The sequence below is a fragment of the Legionella feeleii genome (assembly GCF_001467625.1).
GTDB lineage: Bacteria > Pseudomonadota > Gammaproteobacteria > Legionellales > Legionellaceae > Tatlockia > Tatlockia feeleii.
This window is the reverse complement of sequence record NZ_LNYB01000085.1, coordinates 297,034-321,612: the sequence shown is the minus strand read 5'-3', so window position 1 is coordinate 321,612 and position 24,579 is coordinate 297,034. Positions and strand designations below refer to the sequence as shown.

Sequence of the window (24,579 nt, the reverse complement as noted above, 5' to 3'; positions counted from 1 at the left end):
AACGTCAATCCATTAAACATCTCATGCTTCTCGCGAGAAGGGGATGTTTGCCAAGAGTTTATAGTAGAATCAACTAGAGTCAATCGATAACTTCGAACGATGCTTAGAACAAACCTACGAGAAAAACTGACTGTGCGTGAGACTTTCAGAGTAATGATTCTAAAAGGAGTCGATGTTCGCTTTATTTTTTGCAAGTCGACGAGTACTATTATAGCCAAATATCACAAGATCAGAGATATACGATTTGATGATGGACTTCAATAACCACCTAATCCTCGAGCCAACCCAAACTGGTCAATTAGGAAAAGAAAAAGTTGTTATAATAATTCCGACATATAATGAAATGTTCGTTATTAAGAACACCATTATGCAAGTATTTGCTGCTGTGGAAGCGATTGAGAATTTTGATGTTCATATCTTAATTTTTGATAGCAACTCAACAGATCAGACTCAAAAAATTGTAAGCTCCTTACAAGATGATTATCCAAAATTGCATCTAAAAACGGAGCAGGAAAAATCTGGTCTGGGATCAGCTTATTTACAAGCCATGAGATATGCTTTGACAGTGATGAATGCTGATATTGTCTTTGAGTTCGATGCAGATCTTTCTCATCAACCTAAATACATCAAGCCTATGCTGGAAAAAATAAAGGATTTTGATGTTGTGGTTGGTAGTCGTTATGTGCCTGGGGGGAGTATTCCAAAAAACTGGGAATGGCATCGTAAGGTGTTTTCTGTATTGGGTAACTATGTTGCAAGAACAGTACTTACGCTCAAATATAAAGATTTCACTAGTGGCTTTCGGGCAACGCGCCGACAAAGTTTGATTAACGCACTTCCTCAACGTTTTCTTTCTAATCATTATGCTTATAAACTACAACTTCTTTGGTTGTTGCACAAAAGTAAAGCCAAAATTTGTGAATATCCTATAGAATTTATTGATAGAGAAAATGGAGAGAGTAAATTACCTAAGAACAGCATTATCGATGCTTTACATGTTGTTTTTACCTTACGTTATTATGAACTCAAACGTTATTTAAAAATGTGTCTGGTTGGTTTGATGGGTATGACAGTTCAATTCGTCGCGTATAATTTATTTCGCAAATACCTGCCGGCTTTCAATGCATCACAACTCGCTGTATTAGCGGCGATTATCCATAATTTTATTTTAAATCGTAACTTTACTTTTAAGAGCAGTTTGAAGCTTAGCAAGTTTTTTGAAATGAAGCGCCTGCTTGGATTTGGTCTTTATTCGGTGGTTATGATTTATCTGCAGAGCTATTGGCTTAAATTTGGAATCAATTATTTAGGCAGTGGTTTTTTGCAAGAGAATCTTATTATCGGGGTGGGTATTGGTTTGGCTTCTCTTATAAATTATTTTGCCTATTCTCGTCATGTATGGCCTGAGCCTAAAGTACTCAATCGTGACGTGCCAGATGATAGTACGACAACGGTAACTTGATTAGGTGATAATTATCAGGAACAGGTTTGGTCTTCAAGGTAAGGTACAATGGTTTGCCAGCTTGTGGGGTTACACTAATCATTGAGTTACGTGCAAGGTAGGCTCCAGTATACCATTTATAATAAAGGGTAGGGCTTACTGATATGATTTCATCATTTTTGCAGTAATTGATTAGATAATTGAGATCTTCCAGCATGGCTTTATGACGGTTAAACCCTGAAGCAAGATTTAAAACTATAGCAATACAAGCGACAAAAATCAGGCAACTCAAGCTTGTTAGTGTCTTAAAAAACCAAGGTTTACTTTTACAATAATCAGCAATTGTTTTAACAGACTCAAAACAGAAATACATCATTGCCAAGGTAAAAAAGGGTGCTGATTGCATAATGTAGTTCAGTGCTTGTCGATGGCTGATACCAACTGGCAAGGATGAAACCAATGCCAAGGCGAAAAAGAACCAGGCTCTTTTTTCCTGTAAACTCGATTTAAATTTTTTAATAAGACCTTGCCCCTCAATTTTTGCGGCAATAGCCAAAGATAAAAGAGCAAAAAGAGTCACCAAGCGGTAAGGTTTGTAAAAAAGGACAACAATATGTAAGTGGTTTAAGCCAACATAATTTAATTCACGTGTACCAGTAATTGAGGCCAAGAGTTGTTGGGAAAAATATTTTTGTGTATTAATCAGTGCTGCAGGCACCAATAAATAAAAACTACCCAGTAACAGGACTACAAGAGCGATTAAAAAAATGGTTTCTTTTATACCTTTAACAATAGCTTGTTGTTCATGGATCAGTTTGTTAAGTAAAGGCACTGCAAGAGGGAAAAATGCAGTAGGTCCATTACAAAAAAAAGCGACTAGAATGGCTATAGCACTAATCAGGTATTGGAGAAAGAAAGCTGATTTTGATTTTGTGTTAGCCAATAAGACTAAACTTGCGAAGGTGGTAAATAAGGTCAGGGTGCTTTCCAGCATATTATTGGTATAGATATGGTTTAAAGGAATCAACAACCACAAAAACAATAGTAATCCCAATGTCAGGAAACTCGTATTTTTATTTTTTAACCAATACCAGGAAATTAAAGCAAACTGCCCTAGTGCCATTAAAAATGAATAAAATTGCTCAACACCGAAGCCCTGGCCAAAAAGTCTAAAAAATAACGACTGGAAATAAAAAACCAGAGGAGGGTGTTCATAAAATAAAGGAAAATCAGTTTGAGAGTAGTAAGGTTGCCACAAACTCCCATAGCCGAGACTTAAGTTTTTAGCGATGGCTGCGTAAATAACACCATCCATGAACATTCCCTGGCGAGTGAGAGGCAAAATGATGAATATCAACAACAGGCTTAAAGAAAAAAAGCAGAGCGGGTACCAGGAACGACTCGAATGCATGGGTTATTTCCTAAATAAACGTCATCCAGTGCCAAAGTATAAAAATGGGGATTCGTAGCTGGCAATTGCAGCAGGCTCACATTCTCCACAAGCTAGTTAAGTGGCGTGAGTCAGCTGCAGACCTTAGCATGTGTGTAGTTTTTTTGCAAGGCAATTGCTTCAACGAGAGCCTGGCCTTCGAGCTGCTGTACGCGGGCTTTTAAACATTCTGGGGTGTCATTTGGTAAAACAGGACAGGTTTTCTGCAAAATAATGGGGCCTGCATCGACTTGCTCAGTAACAAAATGAACTGTGCAGCCTGTTAAGTGGTCAGCTGATTCCAAGACAGCCTGATGTACTGCCAGATCCATAAGTCCTGCATGAGCAGGCAACAGGGAGGGGTGGACATTAATAATTCGATTGTGCCAGTTTAAAACAAATGAGGCAGATAAGATGCGCATATAGCCCATTAAAACAACCAGATCAATATGATGTTGATGAAGTAGCGACGATAAATGATGGTCAAAATTTTCGCGACTTAAACCTTCTGGATTGACAAATATCGATTTAATACCGAAATTTTTAGCTCTGGCTAGAATTCCTGCTTCAATTTTATTACTGAGCACTAAAGTGATTGCGGCACTCAGTTGCCCTTTAGCGATTGCAGTCACAAGTGCATCGAGATTGCTGCCACGTGTTGAACCCAGGATGGCTAAACGGATCATAAATTCCGGCGCCTTGCCATATCGTCAATACGATACTGGATTAATGGTTGAGTACCAATATCCTGGCGGTGAAACAAAGGGCCATCAATGCGAGAAATTTCATTTTCAGCATGCATTTCTGCAGTAAAAATAGTATCTGCAATGCCAACATAAGCTGCTGTCCTTGCACCTGCAGCAAAAATTTGGTTATCAACTTGGTTAACAGAGGCCAGGTACAAATTTCCCTGTTGTTGTATTTTACTGAAATCAACAACAAAATCTTTAATAGGATTATCTGGATAACCTTGAGGCACCGCGTATTTACAAACCGTAGCCTGAGGTGAAAATTTGATTTCTGTTTCGTTGAGTTTCCCGCTTATCATTGCCTGGCAAATTGCCAAAAAATCTGTTTCTAAAATGGATAGTACATTTAAAGCTTCCGGATCACCAAAGCGGGCATTAAATTCAATAACGAATATACCTTCTTTAGTTGCAATAAAACTGCCGTATAAAATACCGATGTACTTTTCGTCGAATTCGCGTGATAAAGCTTGAAAAACGGCCTGGTTAATGGCAAAGGCCTGGTTAATCTCATGTTCTGTTAAAAAAGGTAAGCGATGATTAGAATCGGAATAACTTCCCATTCCCCCTGTATTAGGGCCTTTATCCCCATCATAAGCACGTTTATGATCCTGGACTAAAGGCATTGGAACCAGGCTTTCACCATCGGCAAAGCACATGAAGGAAAACTCTTGACCGAGGAGTTTTTCTTCCACAATGAAGGTTTGATTTTTAGCTATAATATCCTGGCAAAAAACGTTAGCTTCGGCAAACGAGTGTAATTGTTCTCCTGCTACTTTGACGCCTTTACCACTCATTAACCCATTTGCCTTAATAACATAGTTGCCTTCGCCCAGTTCATGAAGAAAACTATCAAGATTGGCGAGACTGGAGAATTTTTGGTAACGAGGTAAGCCTGCAATATGGTATTGCTGCATCAGATCGCGAGCAAATTCCTTACTTGTTTCAATTTGTGCGAGCGCTTTTTTAGGGCCAACCGTTGGAATACCTGCTTGCCATAGCGTATCAGCCATCCCTTTTTCCAGTGGTGCCTCGGGGCCAACAATAGCTAACTCAATTTTCCATTGTCTTGCCTGGGCTAAGACATCAGCGCAAGCGGTGATATCACCTGTACAATAATCAGCTGTGAGTGGTTTGATGGCTGGATTAACAAAGCTACCATAGCAATACAATTGTGTCTTTTGTGGTGAGCGATAAAGAGCGTTGATTATCGCGTGTTCACGTGCTCCTGAACCAATAACAAGGATCTTCATTGTCTTAAATCTCCGTTTCTTCTAGCTCCAGGCGATTCATTTTTCGCTGCTGCTCAAGCTGGATCATTTTTTGAGTATTTATCGTATTGCAGAAATAATTACCATCCATACATGACATGCAAGGTTGTTTGATTTGATGGCGACCACGACGGGTTACGGCCTCGATCAGATCAGGCTGAGACTGATACATTAACACGTCAACCCCAAGGTATTTGGCTATTTCTTCGTCTGTTAAATGAGCAGCTATTAGTTCCTGACGAGAGGGTATATCAATACCGTTAAAACAGGGGTTTTTGATGGCGGGTGATGTTGAGGCAAAATAAATTTTTTTAGCGCCAAATTCTCTCACCATTTTTACAATTTCACGTGATGTGGTACCTCGGACAATACTGTCGTCAACAATCAATACATTTTTATTGGCGATTTCAGTTCGTTGTGGTGTTAGCTTATAACGGATATTGCGTTTGCGGGTACTTTGATTAGGCATAATAAAAGTACGGCCTATAAACGGATTTTTATATAAGCCTTCTGAATACCGCACGCCTAATTCATGGGCAAAAGACAAGGCTGCTGTATTAGCAGTGAACGGTGCTGGAATAACAACATCTGGCAGGATCTTGGGGTACTGTTTTTTCCATTGGAGAGCCAGGTTTTGACCCATTCGCAAGCGCGCACGATAGACACTAACATTATTCAGAGTTGAATCCGGACGAGCAAAATAAACGTATTCAAAAACACAGGGCCGAAATTCAGCAGTTTTTATTACTCGACGATATAATTTGCCCGCTTGATTAACATACGCTACTTCGCCTGGTTGAATATCTCCTTCCGGTTTAAAGCCAAGTGCATAAAAAGGAGTCGTTTCTGAGGCAAAAATGATGTCTTTGGTATCATCGGATCTTGTGCGTGTCCCCCATACAAGTGGCCGAACGCCATGAGGATCGCGAAACGCAACCAATCCTTTTCCAATGACCGTACTCACGATAGAGTAGGCACCCTCAACATGATTAAAAATATAGTCAACCGCCTTGCAGAGAAGCTCAAAGAAATTATCGTCATCCTCTTTTTTCTTGGAGTCTTCATTAACTAATTGGTCAGCAAACATCAGCAATAACGCTTCGGAATCTAATGAGGAATTAAGGTGGCGATATTGTTTTAAGCGAATTTCATCGGCCAATTCCTGGTAATTAGACAGGTTGCCATTATGGGCAAGTGCAATGCCGCGCGGGCTTCCAATCCACAAGGGTTGAATGTCTGAGGCAGTATAGCCGCCTGCTGTAGGATAACGTGTGTGGCCGATGCCTATATTTCCTCTCAGTGCAAGAACCTTTTCAGAAGTAAAAATTTCCTGTACTAGCCCCAAACCACTTTGACTATAAAAACGTTGCTCACACGTCAGAATACCTGCAGCGTCTTGTCCTCTATGCTGTAGATGAATAAGACTGTCATAGAGTTCGGAGGCCACTGGCTCATGACTGTAAATGCCGACTATGCCGCACATGCTCTTACCTTAAATAGTGGGAAATATTTCGTTTTATGCGTTGCTCCGCAGGTTCATCAAATTCACTGAAATCAAATTCTTGACTGGTAATCATTTCATAGAGCTGAATATAGCGTGCCGATAGCTCAGCGATTAATTCGCGTGGCGCTTGCGGTAAAACTTTATCGTTGTAGGGGTCGCAGTGTTTGGCAAACCATAGGCGCACAAATTCCTTGTCGATGTTTTCTGGCTCTAAGCCTGCCGCGATACGGGCTTGATAATTATTTGCTAACCAATAACGACTTGAATCAGGGGTATGAATTTCGTCAACTACCATGATATTGCCTTCCTTATCACGGCCGAATTCATATTTGGTATCGACTAGAATCAAACCATGCTTTTCAGCCCTTTCAACGCCAGCTTGGTATAGCTTTAGCGCTAATGTGGAGGCTTCGGCCCAATCTTCTTCACTCATCCATCCTTCCGCGACAATCTCAGCAGGGGATATTGGTCGATCATGATGAGCTTCTTTTGTTGTGGGTGTTAGGACGGGTTCTTGTAAGCGCTGATTTTTTTGTAGGCCTTCAGGAAAGGAATGACCACAATAGTCGCGAACACCCCGTTGGTATTGTGTCCATAATGACGTTTCTGTGGTGCCGGTAATATAGCCTCGGACGACAAATTCAATTGGAAAAACAGTACATTTTTTGGCGACAACCACATTGGGATCTGGTACCGCAATAATATGATTTGGAATAAGATGCCTGGTTTGCTCAAACCACCAGGCGGAAGTTAGGTTTAATACGGCTCCTTTATAAGGAATCAGAGCAAGATGTCTGTCAAAGGCAGTTAGTCTATCGGTGGTAATTAATAGAATATGTCCGCCAAGATCATAAAAATCCCGTACTTTACCTTGATTTTTTTTACCGAAAGGTAGGTTTGTCTTGCTAAGGCAAAAGGGTAATGCTGCCTGAATTTCATCACAATAATTGGTAGTCATATTGATAGCATTCATGTGCATATTGATTCCTAATTATGTTTGTTAACAAAATAGAGTTGATTAATTCATTGATGTTGGCTGTATCACTCTTGAACTGCCATACCACACCGTAGCTAATTTTCTTTACTCCTTTTACAGAGTAGTGGCTTGTCAGGGTTTGTAAGGCTTGCTGCCCTGTCAGATCATCTTTTGCACGTACAAGGTAGGTTGGACTCTGCGTTTGCTCAAGTTCACCGAGTGTGGCTAATTGTTCTTTACGAGGACAATATAAAACGTCACTCTTTTTTATTTGCTCAATCATATCTTGTGAGTCGCAATCAATTTCCCAATGCACGAAGCGCTGAACAATGACAGGAAAACCTAATTGCCTTAGTGTTTGTTGTACAGTTAAAGCTTGATTGTCAGTAATAATTAATTTAACCAGGCACTGATAACTGCCAGGAATTTTGTTAAAAGACTTTAATTCGACGGAGGTCTGTGCTGATACCTTTCTGCTGACTGGTGTTTGTTCCTTTTTGGTTTCAATATAAGCACGCATGGAAGTAAAAATGGGATCGCCGTGGATTGTGCGTTCAGGATGGGGCATGATTGCCATAACATTTCCTGTTTTGTTGCAAATGGCAGCAATATTTTTTACAGAACCATTAGGGTTAATAGGGAAATTGTCAATTAACTCCCCCTGTTCATCACAGTATTGAAAGAGAATTAAACCCTCTTCTTCTAATTTTTCTAATAAGGCTTCCGGTATAATAAAACGTCCTTCACCATTGGCAGTAGGTAAATGGATTCGATCGCTGGCGGTGAGATGGGAAGTGAAAGCATTATCCTGATAACGAGTAGCAAGTCGCAGGTTAATCCAGGCGTTGTAAAACCCTGTTCCTATTATTTTACCATCGACAATTCGTTTATTATCTGTTAGTGCCAGAGTATCGTTGGTATCCAAGTCTGGTACTAGACCTGATTCAACCAGTATTTGTGCGCCATTGCAAATGCCTAATACAGGTTTACCCTGTTCACTTTGATGTTTTATTTCCTGCATGAGAGGCGATAAAGCGGCAATAATTCCGGCACGCGAGCGATCTTCGTAAGAAAAACCACCAACGAGGACGTAACCATCCATACTGTGCAGTTTTGTCAGAGACTCATTCCATAAAAAGTCGATTGGCTCCATACCTGCGCGTTTTATCGCTAAAGCTGTTTCCCGTTCACAATTGGAGCCTGGAAATTGGATTAATCCTATGCGAATCATAATAGCTGCACCTTTCTATCACCTTTTACTACATGGCCTATCTCGTAAAGGGGGAATGATGGAAAGTCGAGTAAGACTTCCTGTACAGAACTCAAGACTTCCGGGGCTAAAAATAAAACCAAGCCCGCACCCATATTAAAGGTGCGGTACATCTGGTTATCATCCAGGTTGCCGAGTTTGCGCAAAAGATTAAATAGAGGTTGCTCAGGAATTTGTTTCTTGATGATTTCTACACTGCAATCGGACGGTAAAATACGAGGAATATTTTCTAATAAACCGCCGCCTGTAATATGCGCCATCCCCTTTATGGGTAGGTTCTTCTCCAGAATTTTCAAAATGGGTTGCGTGTAATTGAGATGAGGGATTAATAATTCTTCGCCGATGGTGTGAGTAAAATCCTGGAACCGGGATTCAACGTTATAGCCCGCAATATCAAAAAGCAATTTTCTCGCAAGAGAATAACCATTGGTATGTAAACCACTGGAAGGAAACGCCAGCACAAGATCGCCTGCACAGATGTCTTTTCCTAATATAGCCTTGTCTTTTTCAACTACACCGGTGACGACACCAACCAGGTCAAACTCACCAGGAAGATAGGTGCCAGGCATTTCTGCTGTTTCACCGCCGACAAGAGAAATACCTTCGTTGCGGCAAGCAGACGCAATGCCTTTGACAATTTGCTCTACAATGAGTGGTTTTAATTTATCATTGGCAATGTAGTCAAGCAAAGTGAGGGGTTTGGCTCCCATCACCAGAATGTCATTGGTTGTCGCACTGACAAGATCAATACCGATAGTGTCAAATTTCTGCATCATTTTGGCGACCATCATTTTTGTACCAACCCCATCAATGCTTTGTACCAGAACAGGGTGATCATAATGCTGCATGAGGTACTTCAAATCATACAAGGCTCCGAAACTGCCTATCCCAGTTAATACTTGTGGGGAGAAAGTACTTTCTACTGCTTGTTTAATGCGACGAACCGCTTCGTTACCAGCTTCTACATCAACTCCAGCCATTTTATAATCAATGCTAGACATTTAGATTAACCTCTCTCTTAAGCCATTTTCCCAGGCATTACTGGCGATGCTAATAGGCAAATTAATCGCTGAATTGAAAGCCAGAACAGGAACTGCGGTGGTTTCTCCAATAGCTGTATATGAAATAGGATAAGAACCGAATAATTGTTCCAATTCACTTAAATGGTCTGGTGATACCTCAAGGATAAAGCCACCGCTTTCAGAGAATAACTTTTTGTTAGTTGGTAAATCACCAGGAATAAAGACATTCACACCAATTTTATTTTTAAAACTCATTTCTGCCAGTGCGACGGCTATTCCCCCTTCGGAAATATCATGAGCGGATAAAATCAAACCACGCTGGATAGCTGAATAGACTGCTGCAATTTCATTGGCGAAGGAAGTTAGATCGGGTTTAGGAAGTTGGCTGCCAAGCTGCTGGTGAAGTTGATAATAAATACTGCCACCACATTCATCCTTGCGCTCACCTAATAGTAGCAGAACGGAACCCGCGCGTTTTAAAGCATAATTAAGTGCTTTGGAGAAATCAGGCATCGATCCAATACAACTAATGATAGGACTGGGTGGAATAGAGCCTTGCGCAGATTCATTATATAAAGAAACATTACCGGAAATAATAGGCAGACTCACATCAGGTGCTTCTCTCATGGTGACTGCCTTGCAGGCAGCGACAATTCCTCGTACTGAGTCCACAAACTCACCCATTTGGACTGGGTCTTCTGGATTGCCAAAACATAAGCAATCGGTCAGTGCAAGTGGCCAAGCTCCTATTGCAACAATGTTACGCACTGATTCCAGCACGGCATTAATTGCTCCCCAATAAGCGTCAATTTTGTTATAACGAGGATTGTGATCGATGGATAAGGCAACACCGGTAAGACGGATTTCCTCCGGGTATTTATCTTCATTAAAAGGTGCAATCAGGCCGGCATCAGCCCAGCCTGGTTCTATAATTGTGCGGCCTTGTACCTGTTTATCATAAGTTTCAAACACAGCTGCGCGAGAAGCAATATTTTCATGAGCCAAAAGACGTAGAAGAATCTCATTCAAGTCGTCGTTTGCGAAGGGCTCTGGTTCTGTACATATCTGATTTTTTGCGCAATAGGGGCGATCATAGAGAATGCCTTGGGTGATATCTTTGGCCTGAGCAGAGACAATCTTTTTATTTTTGTATTTAACAACATATAAACCATCATTTCTTAATTGACCAATTACTGTGGCCTGTGCGCCATTACAGATTTCGGGAAGCGCAAAACGTTCATTATAGTGGGTCAACAATGGGGTAACTAACTCTTTGGGGACTACCCACATGAAACGCTCCTGGGTCTCAGAACACAGGATTACTGCAGGTAATAAATTGGCCATGCTGGTTGGTACCGAGTCAAGCTCTATTTCTGCTCCATAGCCGCCGGCCTCTGCTAACTCCACACTGGCACAAGCTATTCCCCCGGCGCCAAGATCCTTAAAGCCAACACGGCCAAGCATGTTTTGTTCTCGTAGCAAGTTAAAAAAAGCATAATTGGCTTTAAGAAGGTGACGTTGTAAAAAAGCATTGGGTTCTTGCACCGCCCCTTTATTTTGCTCTTCCTGTTCTGCACTGAGTGTCGCAGAGGCAAAAGCAGCGCCGCCAAAACCGCTGTTATCGGTGGGCTTGCCAATCAGGACAAAATAATAATCTTCTGCATTGGCAGGGGCATAAGAGTGGATTATTTGATCTTCTCGGACGACACCTAAAGTAACAAGAGTTACCAGGCAATTTTCATTGTAGGCCTCATCGTAATACAAATCGCCAGCAAGGTTAGGAATACCAAGGGGATTGGCATAACCTGCAATACCCTGGACAACGCCTTTTTGGATCCATTTCGTTTTAGCACGATTGATATCACCAAAGCGCAAGCTGTCTGCAACGGCGATCACTTCAGCACCCATACAGCAGACATCTCGAACATTGCCTCCTACGCCTGTTGCTGCCCCTTCAAAAGGAACTAGTTGTGAAGGATGATTATGTGATTCATGACTCACGACAATTCCGTAACGTAAGCCCTGATGATCGGTAGCTACAGCAACAATTCCAGCATCTTCTTTGGGTCCGAGAATGACATGAGGGGCAGTTGTAACAAACTGATTCAGATACTTGCGACTGCTTTTGTATGAGCAATGTTCAGAACCCTGTATCGACCATAACACGCACTCGGCGTAAGTAGGGGGGCGTTTTAACAAGCGGTTCTGGATAGTGAGCGCTTCTTCAACGGTCAAGCGTAGATTAAATTGCTGCAGCAAACGGGCGATTTCCTCAGAGGATAATCGAGAGAAATCAAAGCAATCAGGCGTTTCTTGCATTTGCAGGCGCTAACCATCAAGCTAGAAAGTGCCCCATACCATAGCGAGATTTTAGAGGAAAAGCAAACGTTTAATTTTGGTTTTTTTTTAAGCAATTTCAGTTGGTTATACAAAAATAGTACATCCTTGTTGTGCTAATTTAGGTAGCCAATCAGGCAAAAGCAGGGATTTATTCAATCGCAAATCAAGTTTTTCAAGCTTGCTCAATTTCTGGAGCGTGACTGGAAGTTCGGATAGTTGATTGCCCCGCAAATCAAGGAACCGTAGTGCTTTAAGTTGACCGATTGATTCGGGCAGATGAGTTATTTGATTATTGCGCAGATCTAGATCAGTGAGTTTTTTAAGATCACCAATGCTTGCAGGGAGCGAATTTAATTGATTATTTTCCAACATTAATTTTCGTAAATTGGTTAGTTTACCGATGGATAAAGGTAGTTGGGTTAGTTGATTGTCCATGACATACAATTCTTTCAATTTTGCTAACTTGCTTAAAGTATCAGGTAAGCTTTGAAGTTGATTCTTATATAGGCGTAATTCAATAAGATTACTTAATTTTCCCAGGGAATCGGGAAGCGAAGTAAATTGATTATAAGTTAAATTTAGATAGAGGAGATTTTTTAAGTTTCCAAAAGTTTTTGGCAGTGTTTGAAGTTGATTACCACCTAAATAAAGAAAACTTAGCTTGCTCAAATTAGCGAGTGATTCAGGGATTTCGGTTAATTGGTTGTGCTGTATATCCCAAATTTGCAAATTTTTTAGTTGCGAAATATTTTCTGAAAAAGAGACAATTTTATTAGCACTTAGATTCACCGCCTCTAAGTTTTCCATCGCAAAGAAAGAAGAGGGTAAATCGTTTAAATCGTTATCATAGAGACTTATTTTTTTAAGCCTGGTGAGCTGAGAAATATTATCAGGTAAGTGCCTTATACAATTTTGATCGAGATAAAGTGTTTCTAACTGGTCATATTCTATAATTTCCTTAGGAAAAGAAAGGAGATTACTATTGGTTAAATTCAATAACTTCATTGGTTAATTCTCTTATTAAGTCAGCAGCAGGTTTCTCTTGACATAAATGAACTGCTTGTCCTGCCCATAAAGCCATAAAATCCGTACAATTTTGTTTTGCTGCTTCAACACGCATGCTCCTTGTTAAGGCATTTTGTATTGGATAGGCAAGAATGGCGTTCTCTTGGTTTGTTAAGCGTTCGGTAAATTTGTTTCTTATGCCGCGAGCAAATTTCCCTGAAAATGCCCTGGTGAGGACAGTATTGTCTTTCCGACAAGTTAATAGAATTTCTTTATATTTTGGATGGATACCTGATTCCAGGCAGGTTAAAAAAGCGGTTCCCATTTGTATGCCCATAGCCCCAAGGGCGAGAATCTCAGCTATATGCTTATTATTCATGATACCGCCTGCAGCAATAACCGGTATTTTTACCTGTGCCTTTAATAAAGATAATAGTTCTCTAAGCTCAAGCAAAGCATCTTCGGCTTTACCAAGGAAAGTACCGCGATGACCACCTGCCTCTTTACCTTGCACAACCAGGATATCAATACCAGATTTTTCGAGAAGCAAAGCTTCTTCGACCGTTGTTGCAGTTCCAATTAAGATAGTATTATTTTTTTTTAATTGGGTGACCCAGTGTGGAGCAAGTATGCCGAAAGTAAAGCTGAAAATAGGTATTCTTTCTTGCACAATAACTTTCATTTGCTCCTCGAAAGAAGGGGTATAAGGAAGATTCACGGGTTTAACTTTGTGCTTAAGTTCTGCGCATGCATTAGTAATCACTTTACAAGCTTGTTGAATTTGTTTTTCGCTGGCTACAGCTATTTCAGGAATGAACAGATTTACTGCAAATGGTTTATCAGTCAAAGTACGAATTTTTAGAATACTCTCTCTAAGTTCGTTGGCGGTTAGATAGCCTGCACCAAGAGAACCAAGTGCCCCGGCATTACAGACGGCGGCAACTAAGGATGGTGTTGTCGCGCCTCCCGCCATTGGTGCTTGAATAAGAGGAAAGTGGATACCCAGTTGTTTGCTAAGTCTTGTCTGTTGCATCAATGCTCTCGTTATGAAAGAAAGACTAATTGGTTATTGAGGTAAAAAACTATAGCAGATAGTCGAACAATGTGAAGACAGGCTGGAAATACTATCTTCTTGTCGGTATGATTTTTATATTCAGGTATGAAAAGGTAATCCCTATGCGTCTTAGTTTTGCAATCTCGCTCATTGCTATAGCGTTGAGTGCTTACGCTAGCGATGATTTTGACCGCCAACAAATTGAACAAAGAATTAAACCGATTGGCCAGGTACGTGTAGAAGGACAAGAGCCCGCACCTACTTCCACTGCAAAACCTGTTAAAGCAGAAGCCAGTTCTGCCAAAGAGGCTCCTGGACAGGCTACTTATGAAAAATATTGTTCGGTTTGTCACCGTGATGGTGTGGCGGGTGCACCTAAATTTCGAGTTGCAGCGGATTGGAAACCACGAATTGAACAAAAGAAATTGGATGGGCTTGTTGCTTCATCTATTAAAGGACTGAACGCCATGCCCCCGAAGGGAACCTGCCAAGAATGCAGCGAAGACGATCTTAAGCAAGCTATTCAATATATGACATCAGAACATGAATAAAGTTATTTATCGACAGGGACAAATTTTATTGGCAGGGTTAAGTTTTTTTATCCTTATAAGTTCTTTTTATTTTCAATATGTGAAGAATTTGCAGCCTTGCCCTTTGTGCCTCATGCAACGCCTGTGTGTTTTTTTATTGTTTATATTAGGTCTGATAGGGATTTATGCAGAGCGGATTAAGCCGCGTAAAATCATCGCTGTTTTGCAAATTATTTTTGCTTTGGGCGGTGTATTTTTTGCTGGCCGCCAACTGTGGCTGCAAGCCTTGCCTGCCGGCCAAGCTCCGGCTTGTATGCCTGATTTAGGAGTCTTAGTGCGGTATTTTCCCTGGAGCGATGTTTTACATGCTCTTTTTTGGGGCGCAGGGGATTGTGCTGAGGTTAATTGGACTTGGCTTGGCCTCTCCATGCCTGCCTGGTCGGCATTTTATTTTTTATTTATGCTGGTAGCCGCTTTTTTTATCATCCGCCGATTAGAAAATTAAATTATGTTAACTGCCATAGTATTTACAGCTTGACGCTAGGTCGTGCTCATACTATGGCGTATGTTTAACTGCAATGCGGTGAATCCAAACACTATCAAACTGGTAAACTATGAAACGCGAATAATAGTCCGTCAGGTGGGCAATAAAGTATTTTTACCAGCGATTTAATGCCGAGAGGACCAGTAAATACTGGTAAATATGAGGCCACTTGGCTATCATCGCACACCATTACAATCGATAAAACAAGCTATGACGAATAAGTTCCATTGCGAGGTTCTTAAGAATTATCCTTTCAACAAAGCACGGGTTACACGTGTTAATACTCCCCACGGTGATTTTGTAACACCAGTATTTATGCCTGTTGGCACTCGAGCTGGTGTGAATAATATGACCCCGCGCGAATTACAAGAGGCGGGAAGTCAGATAATCCTGGGTGGCAATACTTACCATATGCTTTGTGCTCCTGGCATGGAGATCATTGAGCAAGCGGGAGGGATGCATCGCTTTATGGGTTGGCAAGGCCCCATGCTAACAGATAGTGGGGGCTTTCAAGTTTTTTCTTTATCAAAGAATAAAGAGATTTGTACTATCGATGAAGAGGGAGCGCATTTCAAATTGCCAGGTACACAGCGTTTGATTCATATGACTCCTGAAATGTCTTTGGAAACACAAAAAATTATCGGTGCTGATATCATTATGGCTTTTGATCAATGCACCCCCGACAGTTGTTCTCGTGAAGAAGTACAGAGGATAATGGTGCGTACACACCGTTGGCTTAAACAGTCGATAGCCTATCATCAGCAATACCCGAATTCTCGTTATGGTGCAAGCCAGGCTTTGTTTGGTATTGTGCAAGGGGGTATCTACGAAGAGCTGCGACGGGAAAGTGCTGATTTTGTCTCTTCCATGCATACAGATGGTATTGCGATTGGTGGAGAAACGGTAGGTTTTGATATGCCCACTACTGTGGAAATAATTCGTTGGGTCAGGGAGTACCTGCCTGAGAATAAGCCGCGCTATACCATGGGAGTAGGTATGTCGCCGCAAGATTTATTGGATGTTGTTGCTGAAGGGATTGATATGTTTGATTGTGTGGCACCAACCCGTAATGCTCGTCACGGCGCTCTGTATTGTGGTGAACTTCTTCCCGAGGGGCAGTGGTTAAGATTTGTCAGTAGTTATGAGAATGAGCGTATTCAGATTAAGAAAGCCTGTTTTGCAGACGATACATCACCGGTGATGGCAAGCTGTTTGTGTTACACTTGCAGGAATCACTCGCGCGCTTTTTTACATCATCTTTCTAAACAAAAGGCTAATTTGTTCACCGCATTGGCAAGTATACATAATATCCATGTAATGCATGATGTTTGTGCTAAAATGCGCGACCTAATACTTGCGTCATAATCTTTAAGAGATAATAGGAGACATAATGATTTTAATTTCTACTTCAAAAGGCGATATTCGTATACAGTTGGATGAAGAAAATACCCCTAAAACTGCCGAAAATTTTCGCAACTATGTTCGTAAGGGTTTTTACAATGATACGATCTTTCATCGTGTAATTGATGGTTTTATGATTCAAGGCGGGGGGTTGACTGCTGAGATGACGCAGAAGCCAACAGACGCATCGATTGCTAACGAAGCTAAATCAGCCAAAGCGAATAAACGAGGCACCATCGCTATGGCTAGAACGATGGATCCTCATTCGGCAACAGCGCAATTTTTTATTAATGTCGCCGATAATGCCTTCTTGAATTTTAGTGGGGAGCATCCACAAGGGTATGGTTATTGTGTCTTTGGTGAGGTGATTGACGGGATGGATGTTGTTGATTCTATTGTGAAAGTTAAGACAGGACAACGCATGGGGCATGCAGATGTGCCTTTGGAAGATGTTGTTATTCATGAAATTAGCGAAATTTGAATGGCAAACTGCTCAAACGGCGGTGAATTATTTTCGCCGCCGTTTGCGCAGACTTTCTGAGTAGTCAAACTTGGGCATTTCAATGTGAAAGAAAATAGCCAGTAGACGAGCGGAGAAAATAGCAATTAATGTAATGATAACATTGAGCTCATGGGCCACATGAAAATGAGCCAGAATAATAAATAGTAAGGCTCCAGCCAAAGCAATAACCGCATACAGTTCTTTACGCAGCACAAGCGGGATATCATTGCACAATATGTCGCGTAACATTCCACCACAAATACCTGTAATCAGGCCGCTAATGATGGCGATGCTTGGAGAAAGGCCGCTAGCAAGAATTTTCTGCGTACCGATGATCACAAAAGTTGATAAACCTAGTGCGTCGAGTATAAGGAAAACCTTCATAATCCGAACCAGGGAATGGGCAATAAAAATAGTTAAAAAAGCACAGGCTGAAGTGTATAATAGGTATTCAGGATGAGCGACCCAAGTAAGCGGATGAGTATTAAAAAGAGCGTCGCGTACGGTTCCGCCGCCGAGAGCAGTAATACAGGCAATCAACATGACTCCAAAAAAATCCATTTTTTTTCGACCTGCAGCGATGGCACCAGTGATTGCTTCCACACAAATGCCCATGATAAATAGGTAATGTAATAACATAGTTTTGCATTGCGTCAAAAAGATGCAATCATAACACTGTTTATCTGACTGGCGAAATAGAACGTATGCGCTAGGCTTATAATAAATAACCCCTTAGAGTTTTGGAGAGAGGATAATGATTGACGAACAACCCGCACCATCCAAATTTATTAATGCAGTCGACAAGGAAATGCATGACAGTATTTTACGGTTAGATCAAAAGCTTAAAGGTTTATTGGCAGAGATCCGGGTAAAAAAAGAAGCGATGGCTTTGGAAAAAAGTGACGAGGTAATTGAGAATCGTAAAAAACATTTATTGATCTTGGAGGATGAAGTAAGCCAAGCACTAGAAAGCATCAGAACACTGGTTAATATGACTGTTTCTGAGGAATTAAGTGATGAAGAGTTTAATGCCATAAATCAGGAAAATTTGGAATCATTACGTCAAGTTTTTGATGATAATATTGACAAAATTACTAAATTGCAAAAGGCCTTTTAATGCTTAAACCTGGTTTATTTTAATAGAATTTCCAGTAATAAAATTGTGCAGAGTTATGGCAAATGAACCAGATATCTTATTGACAGGATAATTTGCCGTTTTTTCTATCTTTGAACAGAGGGATGTGTGACCATATTTTATGGCAAAGATCATGGATAATAAGAAATTAAGCGTGATTGCTATTGTTTTGGTTTTATTTTCCGTCTGGCCATTTTTTTCGAATGCAGCTGTGCCAAACTCAGTCCTATTGGAGCAAAACGTTGACCAGCTAGTAGCAGCTGATATGCAACAGTACCATATTCCTGGTTTGGCCCTTGCAGTCTTATACAAAGGTGAGCCCGTATTGATGAAGGGGTATGGTTATGCTGATTTGCAAGGGCTGCCAGTAAAAACAGATACACTATTTGGTATTGGCTCGGTATCCAAATCAATCACTGCATTTGCAGTGATGCTCCTGGTGCAACAAGGTAAAATTAATCTTGACGATTCAGTGTTAAAATACCTTCCGCGTGCGCCTAAGCAATGGCAGGCTGTAACAATTCGGCAATTGCTTTCACATACCAGTGGTATTCCACAACATCAAGGATCTCATTTGCCTTGGTTCCGTATTTGGCAAAAACTGGCTAATAAACCCATGCAATTTTCGCCGGGTACTAATTTTAAATACAACAATTTTGGTTATATTTTGTTGAGTCGTGTCATTGAGAAAGTTAGTAAGCGGAGTCTGAGCGATTTTTTAGCGGAAAACATATTTACTCCACTAAATATGCAGCAAACAGGATTTCCTGCTACCTTAAGTCCTCCAGGTTTAGCTGCTGGATACCGGGTAATCAATAACAAGGTAGTTCCCAATTCAAATCGAACACCTTGGTCGCAAATGTGGGGCTCAGGTGGTATTGTGTCATCCATTAGCGACATGGCGAAATGGGATGCAGCCATGACAAAGGGAAAATTATTACAATCAGCAAGTTATCAGGAAATGTGGAGTCCAGTTTTTTTACAGGATGGTAAGCCTTCTGGCCGTAAAGGATGGTCATGGGCTTTAGGTTGGCAAGTATCTTATTTTGGAAATAAGCTTGTCGCCCAAAAGAATGGTGCGATACGGGGTTATAGTAGCTGGATGGTTCGCCATATTGATGAGCAAATTTCTATCATTATATTGGTCAATACAAATCATGTACCTTTAAGACGTATCGCGAATAAAATTTATAGGCAGTTTATTGTGGTGCAGAAAACGAATAATTAAGAGTCGTTGCTAAATTTATACTGTATAGCCATAGATTGCTTGAGATTCAAATTAATTACAGGAATGCCATGTTATATTTCACTGAAGCACAAGCGGATATGTTTTTTGCCATATTAAAAAAAAATAAACGGTTCGAACGCACTTTGGTATTGCAGTTTTCCATAATGAGTTCGAGAAATGATCTTTCTGAAAATAGGCTTTTTAGTCCAAATCGATTTCAGCATAGTTTGGCTAGTATTGAGGTCCTTATTTTGGCTGTAGTAGTGGCTCACTATCCTGGCAAGACTATCGATGAATTACTTGAGGAAATAAAACGTGAATATGAAAATTGTAAATTTTTCACCCATGATGCAAGCCAAATTATTTCCTTTAAGAGCCTCTTAATGAATCTAATTGATAAAGAGTTTTTGGTTAGTAAAGAAAACACTTGTTTTTTAAATGAAACCCACCTTGATTTGTCTTTAATTCCAATAATCCTGCCTGGGGTAGTCAAAACCGAACCTGTGAAAATGAGTATGGATGGTACGCTAGAGCGTATTACTCTTGGCCGAAAAGCATGACTTCCTTCATATACTACCGTGTAAACTCTGCTGCGATGAGTGTAAACCAATGCTTTTCGACTCAAGCTGGCAAAATATCATCCTGGTTCATTTTTTAGGTAAATTGAAAAGTATGAAAATAAATTGCCAGATTTTTATCGCTAGTGATTTTATTTTATTGCTTGCCCGGTTATGCTCAGCCTTTGTCTTTGGAATTGAAAATCGGCTGTTTAGCGATTTGTAAAAGCGAAATTTATGATGACTATTGGTTCTTGGTATTATCCATCGCTTATTGCCCTTTGTCTTTATGGTGCTTGGGGGTATTGGGGCGCCCGGGCGGCAAATTTTATTAATCCACTTTCTATTACTTTTTATTCCAGTCTGGGAGTTTTGGTATCTGGTGTCCTTGCTCTTGTATTGCTGAATTTCAAACCGGAACTATCTGTGAAAGGAGGTCTTTATGGTCTTCTTAATGGGGTTGCCAGTGGTGTTGCTTGCATTTTTTTTATTATTGCCTTACGTAAGGGACCAGCAATGCCTGTTGTTTTGATTACTTCCATGTATCCTGTTATTACATTACTGTTATCGATACTTTTTTTAAAGCAGGGCTTGTCACTAAAACAAACCTTGGGAATGGTGTTTGCCATGATTGCTTTGATTTTGTTCTCCATGGAGTGAGTCATCTTTCATTTAAGGAATCATTTTGCCATTAGGATCTAATGATAGCGGTGGGGCCGAATCAAAAGCACTCATGACTATCAATACCAGGAAAATGAGTAGAAATAGGAAAAATAAAATTTTTGTTATGTAGGTAGCGGTAGAAGGTGTTCCTTTATAACTGAATAAAGCAGTTAGCAGAGTCATTACTAAAAAAAAAAGGGCCCATGGAAACATCATCCATCCTTAGAGATGAGTCTATAAATTTCTATAGTAGGGACATTTTGTTTTTTTGTAAAATCAGGAGAGCCTGCTCACCTTGCTCAACCAGAGTTGCTTTATAAATTTCAACCTGATTACACTTTGTTTTACATCGATTAAGTTAGTAACTATGACAGAGGGCCAAGCGCTCATCTATGGAAAGAGTAAACGCTTGATGTTTAAAAACCCATTGAGAGGCAATTACATATAATAGTTCAGCGCAACTGCTCCCGAAACAAATTTAGCCGCATGCGGACCAGTGATAGAAAACCAGACCCCGCCGATAACACCGAGATTTGAGGTAAAGTTATACTCAATTGCTGGCGCAAAGGAAACCTGATCGCCGGCTCTCCCGCCAACGCCTGCAACAGTACCTCCGGGGGTGAATCCAGGATTACCATCAAAATTGGTTGCTGGACTATGGACATACAATACTTCAAAAACAGGAACCCAGTTTTGAGTCAATGTATATTCAGCAGCTAAATCAACCGCATAACTGTTTTCCAGGTTGACTCGACCCTCCGTTGAGGGGGTGCCCCCAAAAACGCTGACTCCACGGACTTTGACATCACTGAATCTTGCTGCAACTAAACCCAAGCGCGTACGCAAATAATGTTCGTTTGTGAATTGAGTCAACCGTTGGAAATTCAAGCCAATAAATGTTTGATAAGCGCCGAGACCAGTTTGATCCGTGCCCAATTTTCGCGGGTTTAAGTTATCAAAGCGCCCTGTAGGAAATACTTCCTGTAAGACAAGTCGTAAATCGGGCAGCCAGGAATTTTCTTTTTGCCGTAAAACCTGGATACCCAAACCTAAACTGTAATCACCGATATCATTTCCATGTTGTCCATGATCCCAACTGTAGTCGTAAGGTAAGGATGTTTGCAAATCTAAAAAATCATTGATTCCTGCCGTGATAATAGGGATGACTTCGATGTTTCGAAATCCGTTCGGATAGCCACTATAAAAAGCATAGGGTTCAAAATTGAAATGGCCTGCGGGAATCGTTTTTCCGGCAGGCGCAAGCAAAGGACCTGTGAACCATGGTCCTGCTATTGCCGCTTGAGTAAAGAATAATAAAAATAGAAGTCGCTTATACATAAGAGTCGGATCCAGTGCAAAAAAATAAAATTTTAAACTTTTTTTATATTAATGGAATGATTTTTCGTCTAATTTTTTGATTTTTCTTTTATCACTCATCACCCGAGGCAAGCAGGGTAATCAAGAGGGGTGTCCTTAATTTAATCAAATAATGCTTTTAATAAACAAGAAAGATTTGAGAAAAAGATGTTTCTTGTGTTACAATGCGCGTCGTCAATAGAAAGAATGATTGGTTGCAATGAGAAGTTTTTATCAGACTCTCAAGGATTTTTGTAACAGATTTATGGGCAATCTTTTGTTTCTAAAGATAAAAATGGAAAAGCTAATAGAGACATTTGAAGAAAACTAAAATAAAAATTTAAATTTAATAGATTTTAGTGCACACTAGTCTTGTGTTGAAATAAGGTAGTGCTCTCTTTAAGTGTTTTAAGTCTAACTTAACCAATTAAAAGGGTCATTGATGAAAAAATTAGCAGCAGTAGCAATAAGTTGTTTAATTCCTTTTTTCTCATTTGCTGGTAGCGCAGATAACGGCGTTCTCGATACTTTTCAGGAACGTTGTGCAAAAGAAACAGATCCCGTTAAACGTCAAACCTATTGCCATATACTTGATCAACACAGTCAGGCTGACGCTAATATGGCTGATACACTACAAGAGACAGTGGTGGTTTAAAAAGCGTTGAGAGTTTCTACCTTTCGGCTAGCCCTCTAAATCCAGTTTTGAGGGCTCAGTGATGACAAATTTCTTCCTGATTCCTGGTTTTTGTTCCTATATAAGCAAATAATTAATCGTTACTCATTTCCTAATTTGCTATTAGAAAATCAACTTTGTTTGACCTGTGAGATGTCATGCCCAAGAATATCAGGCCTATCCCTGACGCCCGCATGGATAGGAAGAATATAAAGACTAAACCAGAGAGTCCATAGGTGTTAGCTGTTTAAGTTCTTGGGGCTCAGACAGGCTTGCCAAGTTATCACAAGTTCTAAAAAGATCCTGCAGCTGATTAGTGCAGTATAAACCAATTTTACGAAAGTCATCGTATTGGTTGGTAAAAATTTCTTGTGTTTGGGAGCAAGATTGTTTGCTGGCCAATGAATAAATGTAAAAGACATTGTCCTGGCAGATTGCGAGAGAAGAGCCGATTGGATAATGATGTTTGATCTGTTTCAGATAATAAAGTTCATCATAACGAGTCGGGCTATATAATGATTGCCAGCTAGTTTGTACCCCTAAGCGAAACCAGGCGGGATGATAGGTTTGATCATAATGCCAGAGCCCGCTACTAAACAGATTAAATTCAAGTGCTGGCGTGGAAGAGAAAATGACTATCTCTTGTTCAATACCAACACGAGTGATGGCAATATGATTAATTTCATGTATGCCGAGGATATCTTTGAATACAGCCCCTACTTTGTTTTTAAAGGCAAACAATAATTTTAGTAGTTGCGAATGTGGTCTTATCTCGTTGTGAATATCCATAACTAATACTTAAATTGCTCCATGCTAGTGACTAAATCGTTTAATAGAGGAAAGAGCCAAATCAATGATTTTTTTTGATTGCTCTTCAGTCGCATTGATTTGACCAACGTCATTGATCAATTCCAGCAAGAAATCAGGAAGCTCATCCCCAAGTAGGCAATTAGTATATAGTTCACCTACTTGAGTAAAAACATAATGTAATAAATTCCTATTAATTGTAATTCTATCTTCCGGCTGTGGAGAGCCGTGGTGATGATCACCGAAGAGTAACCAACCAGGCGAAACATTAAGTTTCGAAGAAATCTCAACAAGTTTGGTCGGTTCTGGAATTGCTTCACCCCGTAAATATTTACGGCAGATCTGCAGTGAATATCCGGTGATCTCCGCTAGTTTATGAATACATACTCCTGATGTAGAGCGTTGTGAATTAAACCCGGCAGCAATCATGGCATCACGTAGGCGATAGGCAAATTGTTTAGTTAAATCGACTTTTTCCATGAACGCGCTTTCTGAGGAACCGAATTGCCGCAGTGTAGCAAAGGCTAAGATTTCCTGCAAATTTGCAACAAAACGAAACTAAATATTTCTTTTAGAAATTAATGGTTGCAATTTTATATTGTTCTGTAATAATAGAATGAGAAACAAGGAGTTGTTTCAATAGTGTCCAAACAGGGAATTTTGCTCTACGTGATGGAACAAAGTAGGGCAATGTTTTATTAAAGTGGTCTAGCCATGGCGGCTAACCTCGCATCCTGAATATGGCTTGAATAATCAGCAGTTCCATTCAAGCCTTCCTCCTCTTAACAAGTCAGACTTACAGAAAACATCGAGATCGAGGTCAAATTTGATTTAATGAGAAATTTATCTAACTAAATGACCAAATTAAATTCAAATTTTAACGAAGAGCGTTGAATTTCTAGTAAATTCAGTAAGTATTAAAATTATTTGCTTTGTAATCATAGCTTTTATATAATCAACGCCATTCTCGGTATAGAACGAATAATAGGCACGTAGCTCAGTGGTAGAGCACCACCTTGACATGGTGGTGGTCGGTGGTTCGATCCCACTCGTGCCTACCAACTTAACCCTGCCCCGCAGGGTTTTTTTTTGTCGTTGAAATTATTCTCTAGCTACCAGTTGTTA

At 40.3% G+C, this 24,579-nt stretch carries 25 protein-coding genes and 1 tRNA gene; 11 read left to right on the top strand and 15 right to left on the bottom strand.

The window, feature by feature from the left end:
* Positions 1-250: 250 nt before the first annotated feature.
* On the top strand, positions 251-1,462 hold the full coding sequence (locus Lfee_RS13805; RefSeq protein ID WP_082646682.1) for a glycosyltransferase family 2 protein: 1,212 nt from the start codon (positions 251-253) through the stop codon (positions 1,460-1,462).
* Here the strand turns inward: Lfee_RS13805 and Lfee_RS13800 are convergent.
* From Lfee_RS13800 to Lfee_RS13755, 10 genes are all read right to left on the bottom strand, one after another.
* A complete protein-coding gene (locus tag Lfee_RS13800) occupies positions 1,419-2,852 on the bottom strand; it encodes a glycosyltransferase family 39 protein (RefSeq protein WP_112854766.1) in 1,434 nt (477 codons plus the stop codon). The genes Lfee_RS13805 and Lfee_RS13800 overlap by 44 nt on opposite strands.
* Positions 2,853-2,962: 110 nt before the next feature.
* Positions 2,963-3,556 (bottom strand): phosphoribosylglycinamide formyltransferase, encoded by a 594-nt coding sequence (gene purN, locus Lfee_RS13795; RefSeq protein ID WP_058447574.1) that lies wholly within the window; start codon positions 3,554-3,556, stop codon positions 2,963-2,965.
* Complete coding sequence (gene purD, locus Lfee_RS13790; protein ID WP_058447573.1) at positions 3,553-4,869, bottom strand: phosphoribosylamine--glycine ligase; 1,317 nt, start codon at positions 4,867-4,869, stop codon at positions 3,553-3,555. Before purD ends, purN begins: the two co-directional genes overlap by 4 nt.
* Before the next feature lie 4 nt (positions 4,870-4,873).
* Positions 4,874-6,370, bottom strand: coding sequence for an amidophosphoribosyltransferase (gene purF / locus Lfee_RS13785; protein WP_058447572.1), 1,497 nt, complete (start codon positions 6,368-6,370; stop codon positions 4,874-4,876).
* Positions 6,371-6,374: 4 nt separating this feature from the next.
* On the bottom strand, positions 6,375-7,370 hold the full coding sequence (locus tag Lfee_RS13780) for a phosphoribosylaminoimidazolesuccinocarboxamide synthase (RefSeq protein ID WP_058447571.1): 996 nt from the start codon (positions 7,368-7,370) through the stop codon (positions 6,375-6,377).
* A complete protein-coding gene (gene purQ / locus Lfee_RS13775; protein WP_058447570.1) occupies positions 7,330-8,598 on the bottom strand; it encodes a phosphoribosylformylglycinamidine synthase I in 1,269 nt (422 codons plus the stop codon). The genes Lfee_RS13780 and purQ overlap by 41 nt, the downstream gene beginning before the upstream one ends.
* Positions 8,595-9,638, bottom strand: coding sequence for a phosphoribosylformylglycinamidine cyclo-ligase (gene purM, locus Lfee_RS13770; protein ID WP_058447569.1), 1,044 nt, complete (start codon positions 9,636-9,638; stop codon positions 8,595-8,597). Before purM ends, purQ begins: the two co-directional genes overlap by 4 nt.
* On the bottom strand, positions 9,639-11,978 hold the full coding sequence (gene purL, locus Lfee_RS13765) for a phosphoribosylformylglycinamidine synthase subunit PurL (protein WP_058447568.1): 2,340 nt from the start codon (positions 11,976-11,978) through the stop codon (positions 9,639-9,641).
* 105 nt (positions 11,979-12,083) lie between these two features.
* Positions 12,084-13,004: a leucine-rich repeat domain-containing protein gene (locus tag Lfee_RS13760; RefSeq protein ID WP_058447567.1), complete on the bottom strand. Its 921-nt coding sequence runs from the start codon at positions 13,002-13,004 to the stop codon at positions 12,084-12,086.
* Positions 12,979-14,037, bottom strand: coding sequence for an NAD(P)H-dependent flavin oxidoreductase (locus Lfee_RS13755; protein WP_058447566.1), 1,059 nt, complete (start codon positions 14,035-14,037; stop codon positions 12,979-12,981). The genes Lfee_RS13760 and Lfee_RS13755 overlap by 26 nt, the downstream gene beginning before the upstream one ends.
* A gap of 143 nt (positions 14,038-14,180) precedes the next feature.
* Here Lfee_RS13755 and Lfee_RS13750 point away from each other — a divergent pair, with 143 nt between their 5' ends.
* The 4 genes from Lfee_RS13750 to Lfee_RS13735 all read left to right on the top strand — a co-directional run bounded on the left by Lfee_RS13750 (position 14,181) and on the right by Lfee_RS13735 (position 17,014).
* Positions 14,181-14,609, top strand: a complete 429-nt coding sequence (locus Lfee_RS13750) for a c-type cytochrome (protein WP_058447565.1) — start codon at positions 14,181-14,183, stop codon at positions 14,607-14,609.
* On the top strand, positions 14,602-15,093 hold the full coding sequence (locus Lfee_RS13745; protein WP_058447564.1) for a disulfide bond formation protein B: 492 nt from the start codon (positions 14,602-14,604) through the stop codon (positions 15,091-15,093). Before Lfee_RS13750 ends, Lfee_RS13745 begins: the two co-directional genes overlap by 8 nt.
* 249 nt (positions 15,094-15,342) lie before the next feature.
* The gene (gene tgt / locus Lfee_RS13740; RefSeq protein ID WP_058448033.1) at positions 15,343-16,497 is read left to right on the top strand and encodes a tRNA guanosine(34) transglycosylase Tgt; all 1,155 of its coding nucleotides are present in this window, start codon (positions 15,343-15,345) and stop codon (positions 16,495-16,497) included.
* A 25-nt stretch (positions 16,498-16,522) separates the two neighbouring features.
* Positions 16,523-17,014, top strand: a complete 492-nt coding sequence (locus Lfee_RS13735) for a peptidylprolyl isomerase (RefSeq protein WP_058447563.1) — start codon at positions 16,523-16,525, stop codon at positions 17,012-17,014.
* Positions 17,015-17,041: 27 nt separating this feature from the next.
* On the opposite strand, the gene Lfee_RS13730 is transcribed toward Lfee_RS13735, so the two are convergent.
* Complete coding sequence (locus tag Lfee_RS13730) at positions 17,042-17,674, bottom strand: trimeric intracellular cation channel family protein (protein WP_058447562.1); 633 nt, start codon at positions 17,672-17,674, stop codon at positions 17,042-17,044.
* Between the two features lie 115 nt (positions 17,675-17,789).
* Here Lfee_RS13730 and Lfee_RS13725 point away from each other — a divergent pair, with 115 nt between their 5' ends.
* From Lfee_RS13725 to Lfee_RS13710, 4 genes are all read left to right on the top strand, one after another.
* A complete protein-coding gene (locus Lfee_RS13725; RefSeq protein WP_058447561.1) occupies positions 17,790-18,152 on the top strand; it encodes a hypothetical protein in 363 nt (120 codons plus the stop codon).
* Between the two features lie 151 nt (positions 18,153-18,303).
* Positions 18,304-19,398: a serine hydrolase domain-containing protein gene (locus Lfee_RS13720; protein ID WP_058447560.1), complete on the top strand. Its 1,095-nt coding sequence runs from the start codon at positions 18,304-18,306 to the stop codon at positions 19,396-19,398.
* 68 nt (positions 19,399-19,466) lie between these two features.
* Positions 19,467-19,958 carry a hypothetical protein gene (locus Lfee_RS13715; protein ID WP_058447559.1) on the top strand — a complete coding sequence of 164 codons (492 nt, stop codon included), beginning with the start codon at positions 19,467-19,469 and terminating at the stop codon, positions 19,956-19,958.
* 237 nt (positions 19,959-20,195) lie between these two features.
* Positions 20,196-20,615, top strand: coding sequence for an EamA family transporter (locus Lfee_RS13710; RefSeq protein WP_058448032.1), 420 nt, complete (start codon positions 20,196-20,198; stop codon positions 20,613-20,615).
* Positions 20,616-20,627: 12 nt separating this feature from the next.
* Here Lfee_RS13710 and Lfee_RS13705 read toward each other — a convergent pair whose 3' ends face one another.
* Together Lfee_RS13705 and Lfee_RS13700 are read right to left on the bottom strand one after the other, a co-directional pair.
* Positions 20,628-20,831, bottom strand: a complete 204-nt coding sequence (locus Lfee_RS13705; protein WP_058447558.1) for a DUF1328 family protein — start codon at positions 20,829-20,831, stop codon at positions 20,628-20,630.
* Positions 20,832-21,056: 225 nt separating this feature from the next.
* Complete coding sequence (locus Lfee_RS13700) at positions 21,057-21,956, bottom strand: hypothetical protein (RefSeq protein WP_058447557.1); 900 nt, start codon at positions 21,954-21,956, stop codon at positions 21,057-21,059.
* Positions 21,957-22,416: 460 nt separating this feature from the next.
* Here Lfee_RS13700 and Lfee_RS13695 point away from each other — a divergent pair, with 460 nt between their 5' ends.
* On the top strand, positions 22,417-22,629 hold the full coding sequence (locus Lfee_RS13695) for a hypothetical protein (RefSeq protein WP_058447556.1): 213 nt from the start codon (positions 22,417-22,419) through the stop codon (positions 22,627-22,629).
* A gap of 234 nt (positions 22,630-22,863) precedes the next feature.
* On the opposite strand, the gene Lfee_RS13690 is transcribed toward Lfee_RS13695, so the two are convergent.
* Together Lfee_RS13690 and Lfee_RS13685 are read right to left on the bottom strand one after the other, a co-directional pair.
* Positions 22,864-23,436, bottom strand: a complete 573-nt coding sequence (locus Lfee_RS13690; protein ID WP_058447555.1) for a hypothetical protein — start codon at positions 23,434-23,436, stop codon at positions 22,864-22,866.
* Between the two features lie 24 nt (positions 23,437-23,460).
* Positions 23,461-23,934: a helix-turn-helix domain-containing protein gene (locus Lfee_RS13685; protein ID WP_058447554.1), complete on the bottom strand. Its 474-nt coding sequence runs from the start codon at positions 23,932-23,934 to the stop codon at positions 23,461-23,463.
* Between the two features lie 506 nt (positions 23,935-24,440).
* Here Lfee_RS13685 and Lfee_RS13680 point away from each other — a divergent pair.
* A tRNA-Val gene (locus tag Lfee_RS13680) sits at positions 24,441-24,515 on the top strand.
* Positions 24,516-24,579: the final 64 nt, after the last annotated feature.

Bases quoted from the DNA above. Each gene is read 5' to 3' on its own strand.
- Lfee_RS13715 (WP_058447559.1), top strand. From the start codon at position 19,467: ATGTTATATTTCACTGAAGCACAAGCGGATATGTTTTTTGCCATATTA.
- Lfee_RS13780 (WP_058447571.1), bottom strand. From the start codon at position 7,370: ATGCACATGAATGCTATCAATATGACTACCAATTATTGTGATGAAATT.
- Lfee_RS13690 (WP_058447555.1), bottom strand. From the start codon at position 23,436: ATGGATATTCACAACGAGATAAGACCACATTCGCAACTACTAAAATTA.
- Lfee_RS13735 (WP_058447563.1), top strand. From the start codon at position 16,523: ATGATTTTAATTTCTACTTCAAAAGGCGATATTCGTATACAGTTGGAT.
- Lfee_RS13805 (WP_082646682.1), top strand. From the start codon at position 251: ATGGACTTCAATAACCACCTAATCCTCGAGCCAACCCAAACTGGTCAA.
- Lfee_RS13685 (WP_058447554.1), bottom strand. From the start codon at position 23,934: ATGGAAAAAGTCGATTTAACTAAACAATTTGCCTATCGCCTACGTGAT.
- Lfee_RS13745 (WP_058447564.1), top strand. From the start codon at position 14,602: ATGAATAAAGTTATTTATCGACAGGGACAAATTTTATTGGCAGGGTTA.
- Lfee_RS13695 (WP_058447556.1), top strand. From the start codon at position 22,417: ATGAAAAAATTAGCAGCAGTAGCAATAAGTTGTTTAATTCCTTTTTTC.
- purF (WP_058447572.1), bottom strand. From the start codon at position 6,370: ATGTGCGGCATAGTCGGCATTTACAGTCATGAGCCAGTGGCCTCCGAA.
- Lfee_RS13730 (WP_058447562.1), bottom strand. From the start codon at position 17,674: ATGTTATTACATTACCTATTTATCATGGGCATTTGTGTGGAAGCAATC.
- Lfee_RS13755 (WP_058447566.1), bottom strand. From the start codon at position 14,037: ATGCAACAGACAAGACTTAGCAAACAACTGGGTATCCACTTTCCTCTT.
- purD (WP_058447573.1), bottom strand. From the start codon at position 4,869: ATGAAGATCCTTGTTATTGGTTCAGGAGCACGTGAACACGCGATAATC.
- Lfee_RS13720 (WP_058447560.1), top strand. From the start codon at position 18,304: ATGGATAATAAGAAATTAAGCGTGATTGCTATTGTTTTGGTTTTATTT.
- tgt (WP_058448033.1), top strand. From the start codon at position 15,343: ATGACGAATAAGTTCCATTGCGAGGTTCTTAAGAATTATCCTTTCAAC.
- purN (WP_058447574.1), bottom strand. From the start codon at position 3,556: ATGATCCGTTTAGCCATCCTGGGTTCAACACGTGGCAGCAATCTCGAT.
- purM (WP_058447569.1), bottom strand. From the start codon at position 9,638: ATGTCTAGCATTGATTATAAAATGGCTGGAGTTGATGTAGAAGCTGGT.
- Lfee_RS13705 (WP_058447558.1), bottom strand. From the start codon at position 20,831: ATGTTTCCATGGGCCCTTTTTTTTTTAGTAATGACTCTGCTAACTGCT.
- Lfee_RS13750 (WP_058447565.1), top strand. From the start codon at position 14,181: ATGCGTCTTAGTTTTGCAATCTCGCTCATTGCTATAGCGTTGAGTGCT.
- Lfee_RS13800 (WP_112854766.1), bottom strand. From the start codon at position 2,852: ATGCATTCGAGTCGTTCCTGGTACCCGCTCTGCTTTTTTTCTTTAAGC.
- Lfee_RS13700 (WP_058447557.1), bottom strand. From the start codon at position 21,956: ATGTATAAGCGACTTCTATTTTTATTATTCTTTACTCAAGCGGCAATA.
- Lfee_RS13710 (WP_058448032.1), top strand. From the start codon at position 20,196: ATGACTATTGGTTCTTGGTATTATCCATCGCTTATTGCCCTTTGTCTT.
- Lfee_RS13725 (WP_058447561.1), top strand. From the start codon at position 17,790: ATGATTGACGAACAACCCGCACCATCCAAATTTATTAATGCAGTCGAC.
- purL (WP_058447568.1), bottom strand. From the start codon at position 11,978: ATGCAAGAAACGCCTGATTGCTTTGATTTCTCTCGATTATCCTCTGAG.
- purQ (WP_058447570.1), bottom strand. From the start codon at position 8,598: ATGATTCGCATAGGATTAATCCAATTTCCAGGCTCCAATTGTGAACGG.
- Lfee_RS13760 (WP_058447567.1), bottom strand. From the start codon at position 13,004: ATGAAGTTATTGAATTTAACCAATAGTAATCTCCTTTCTTTTCCTAAG.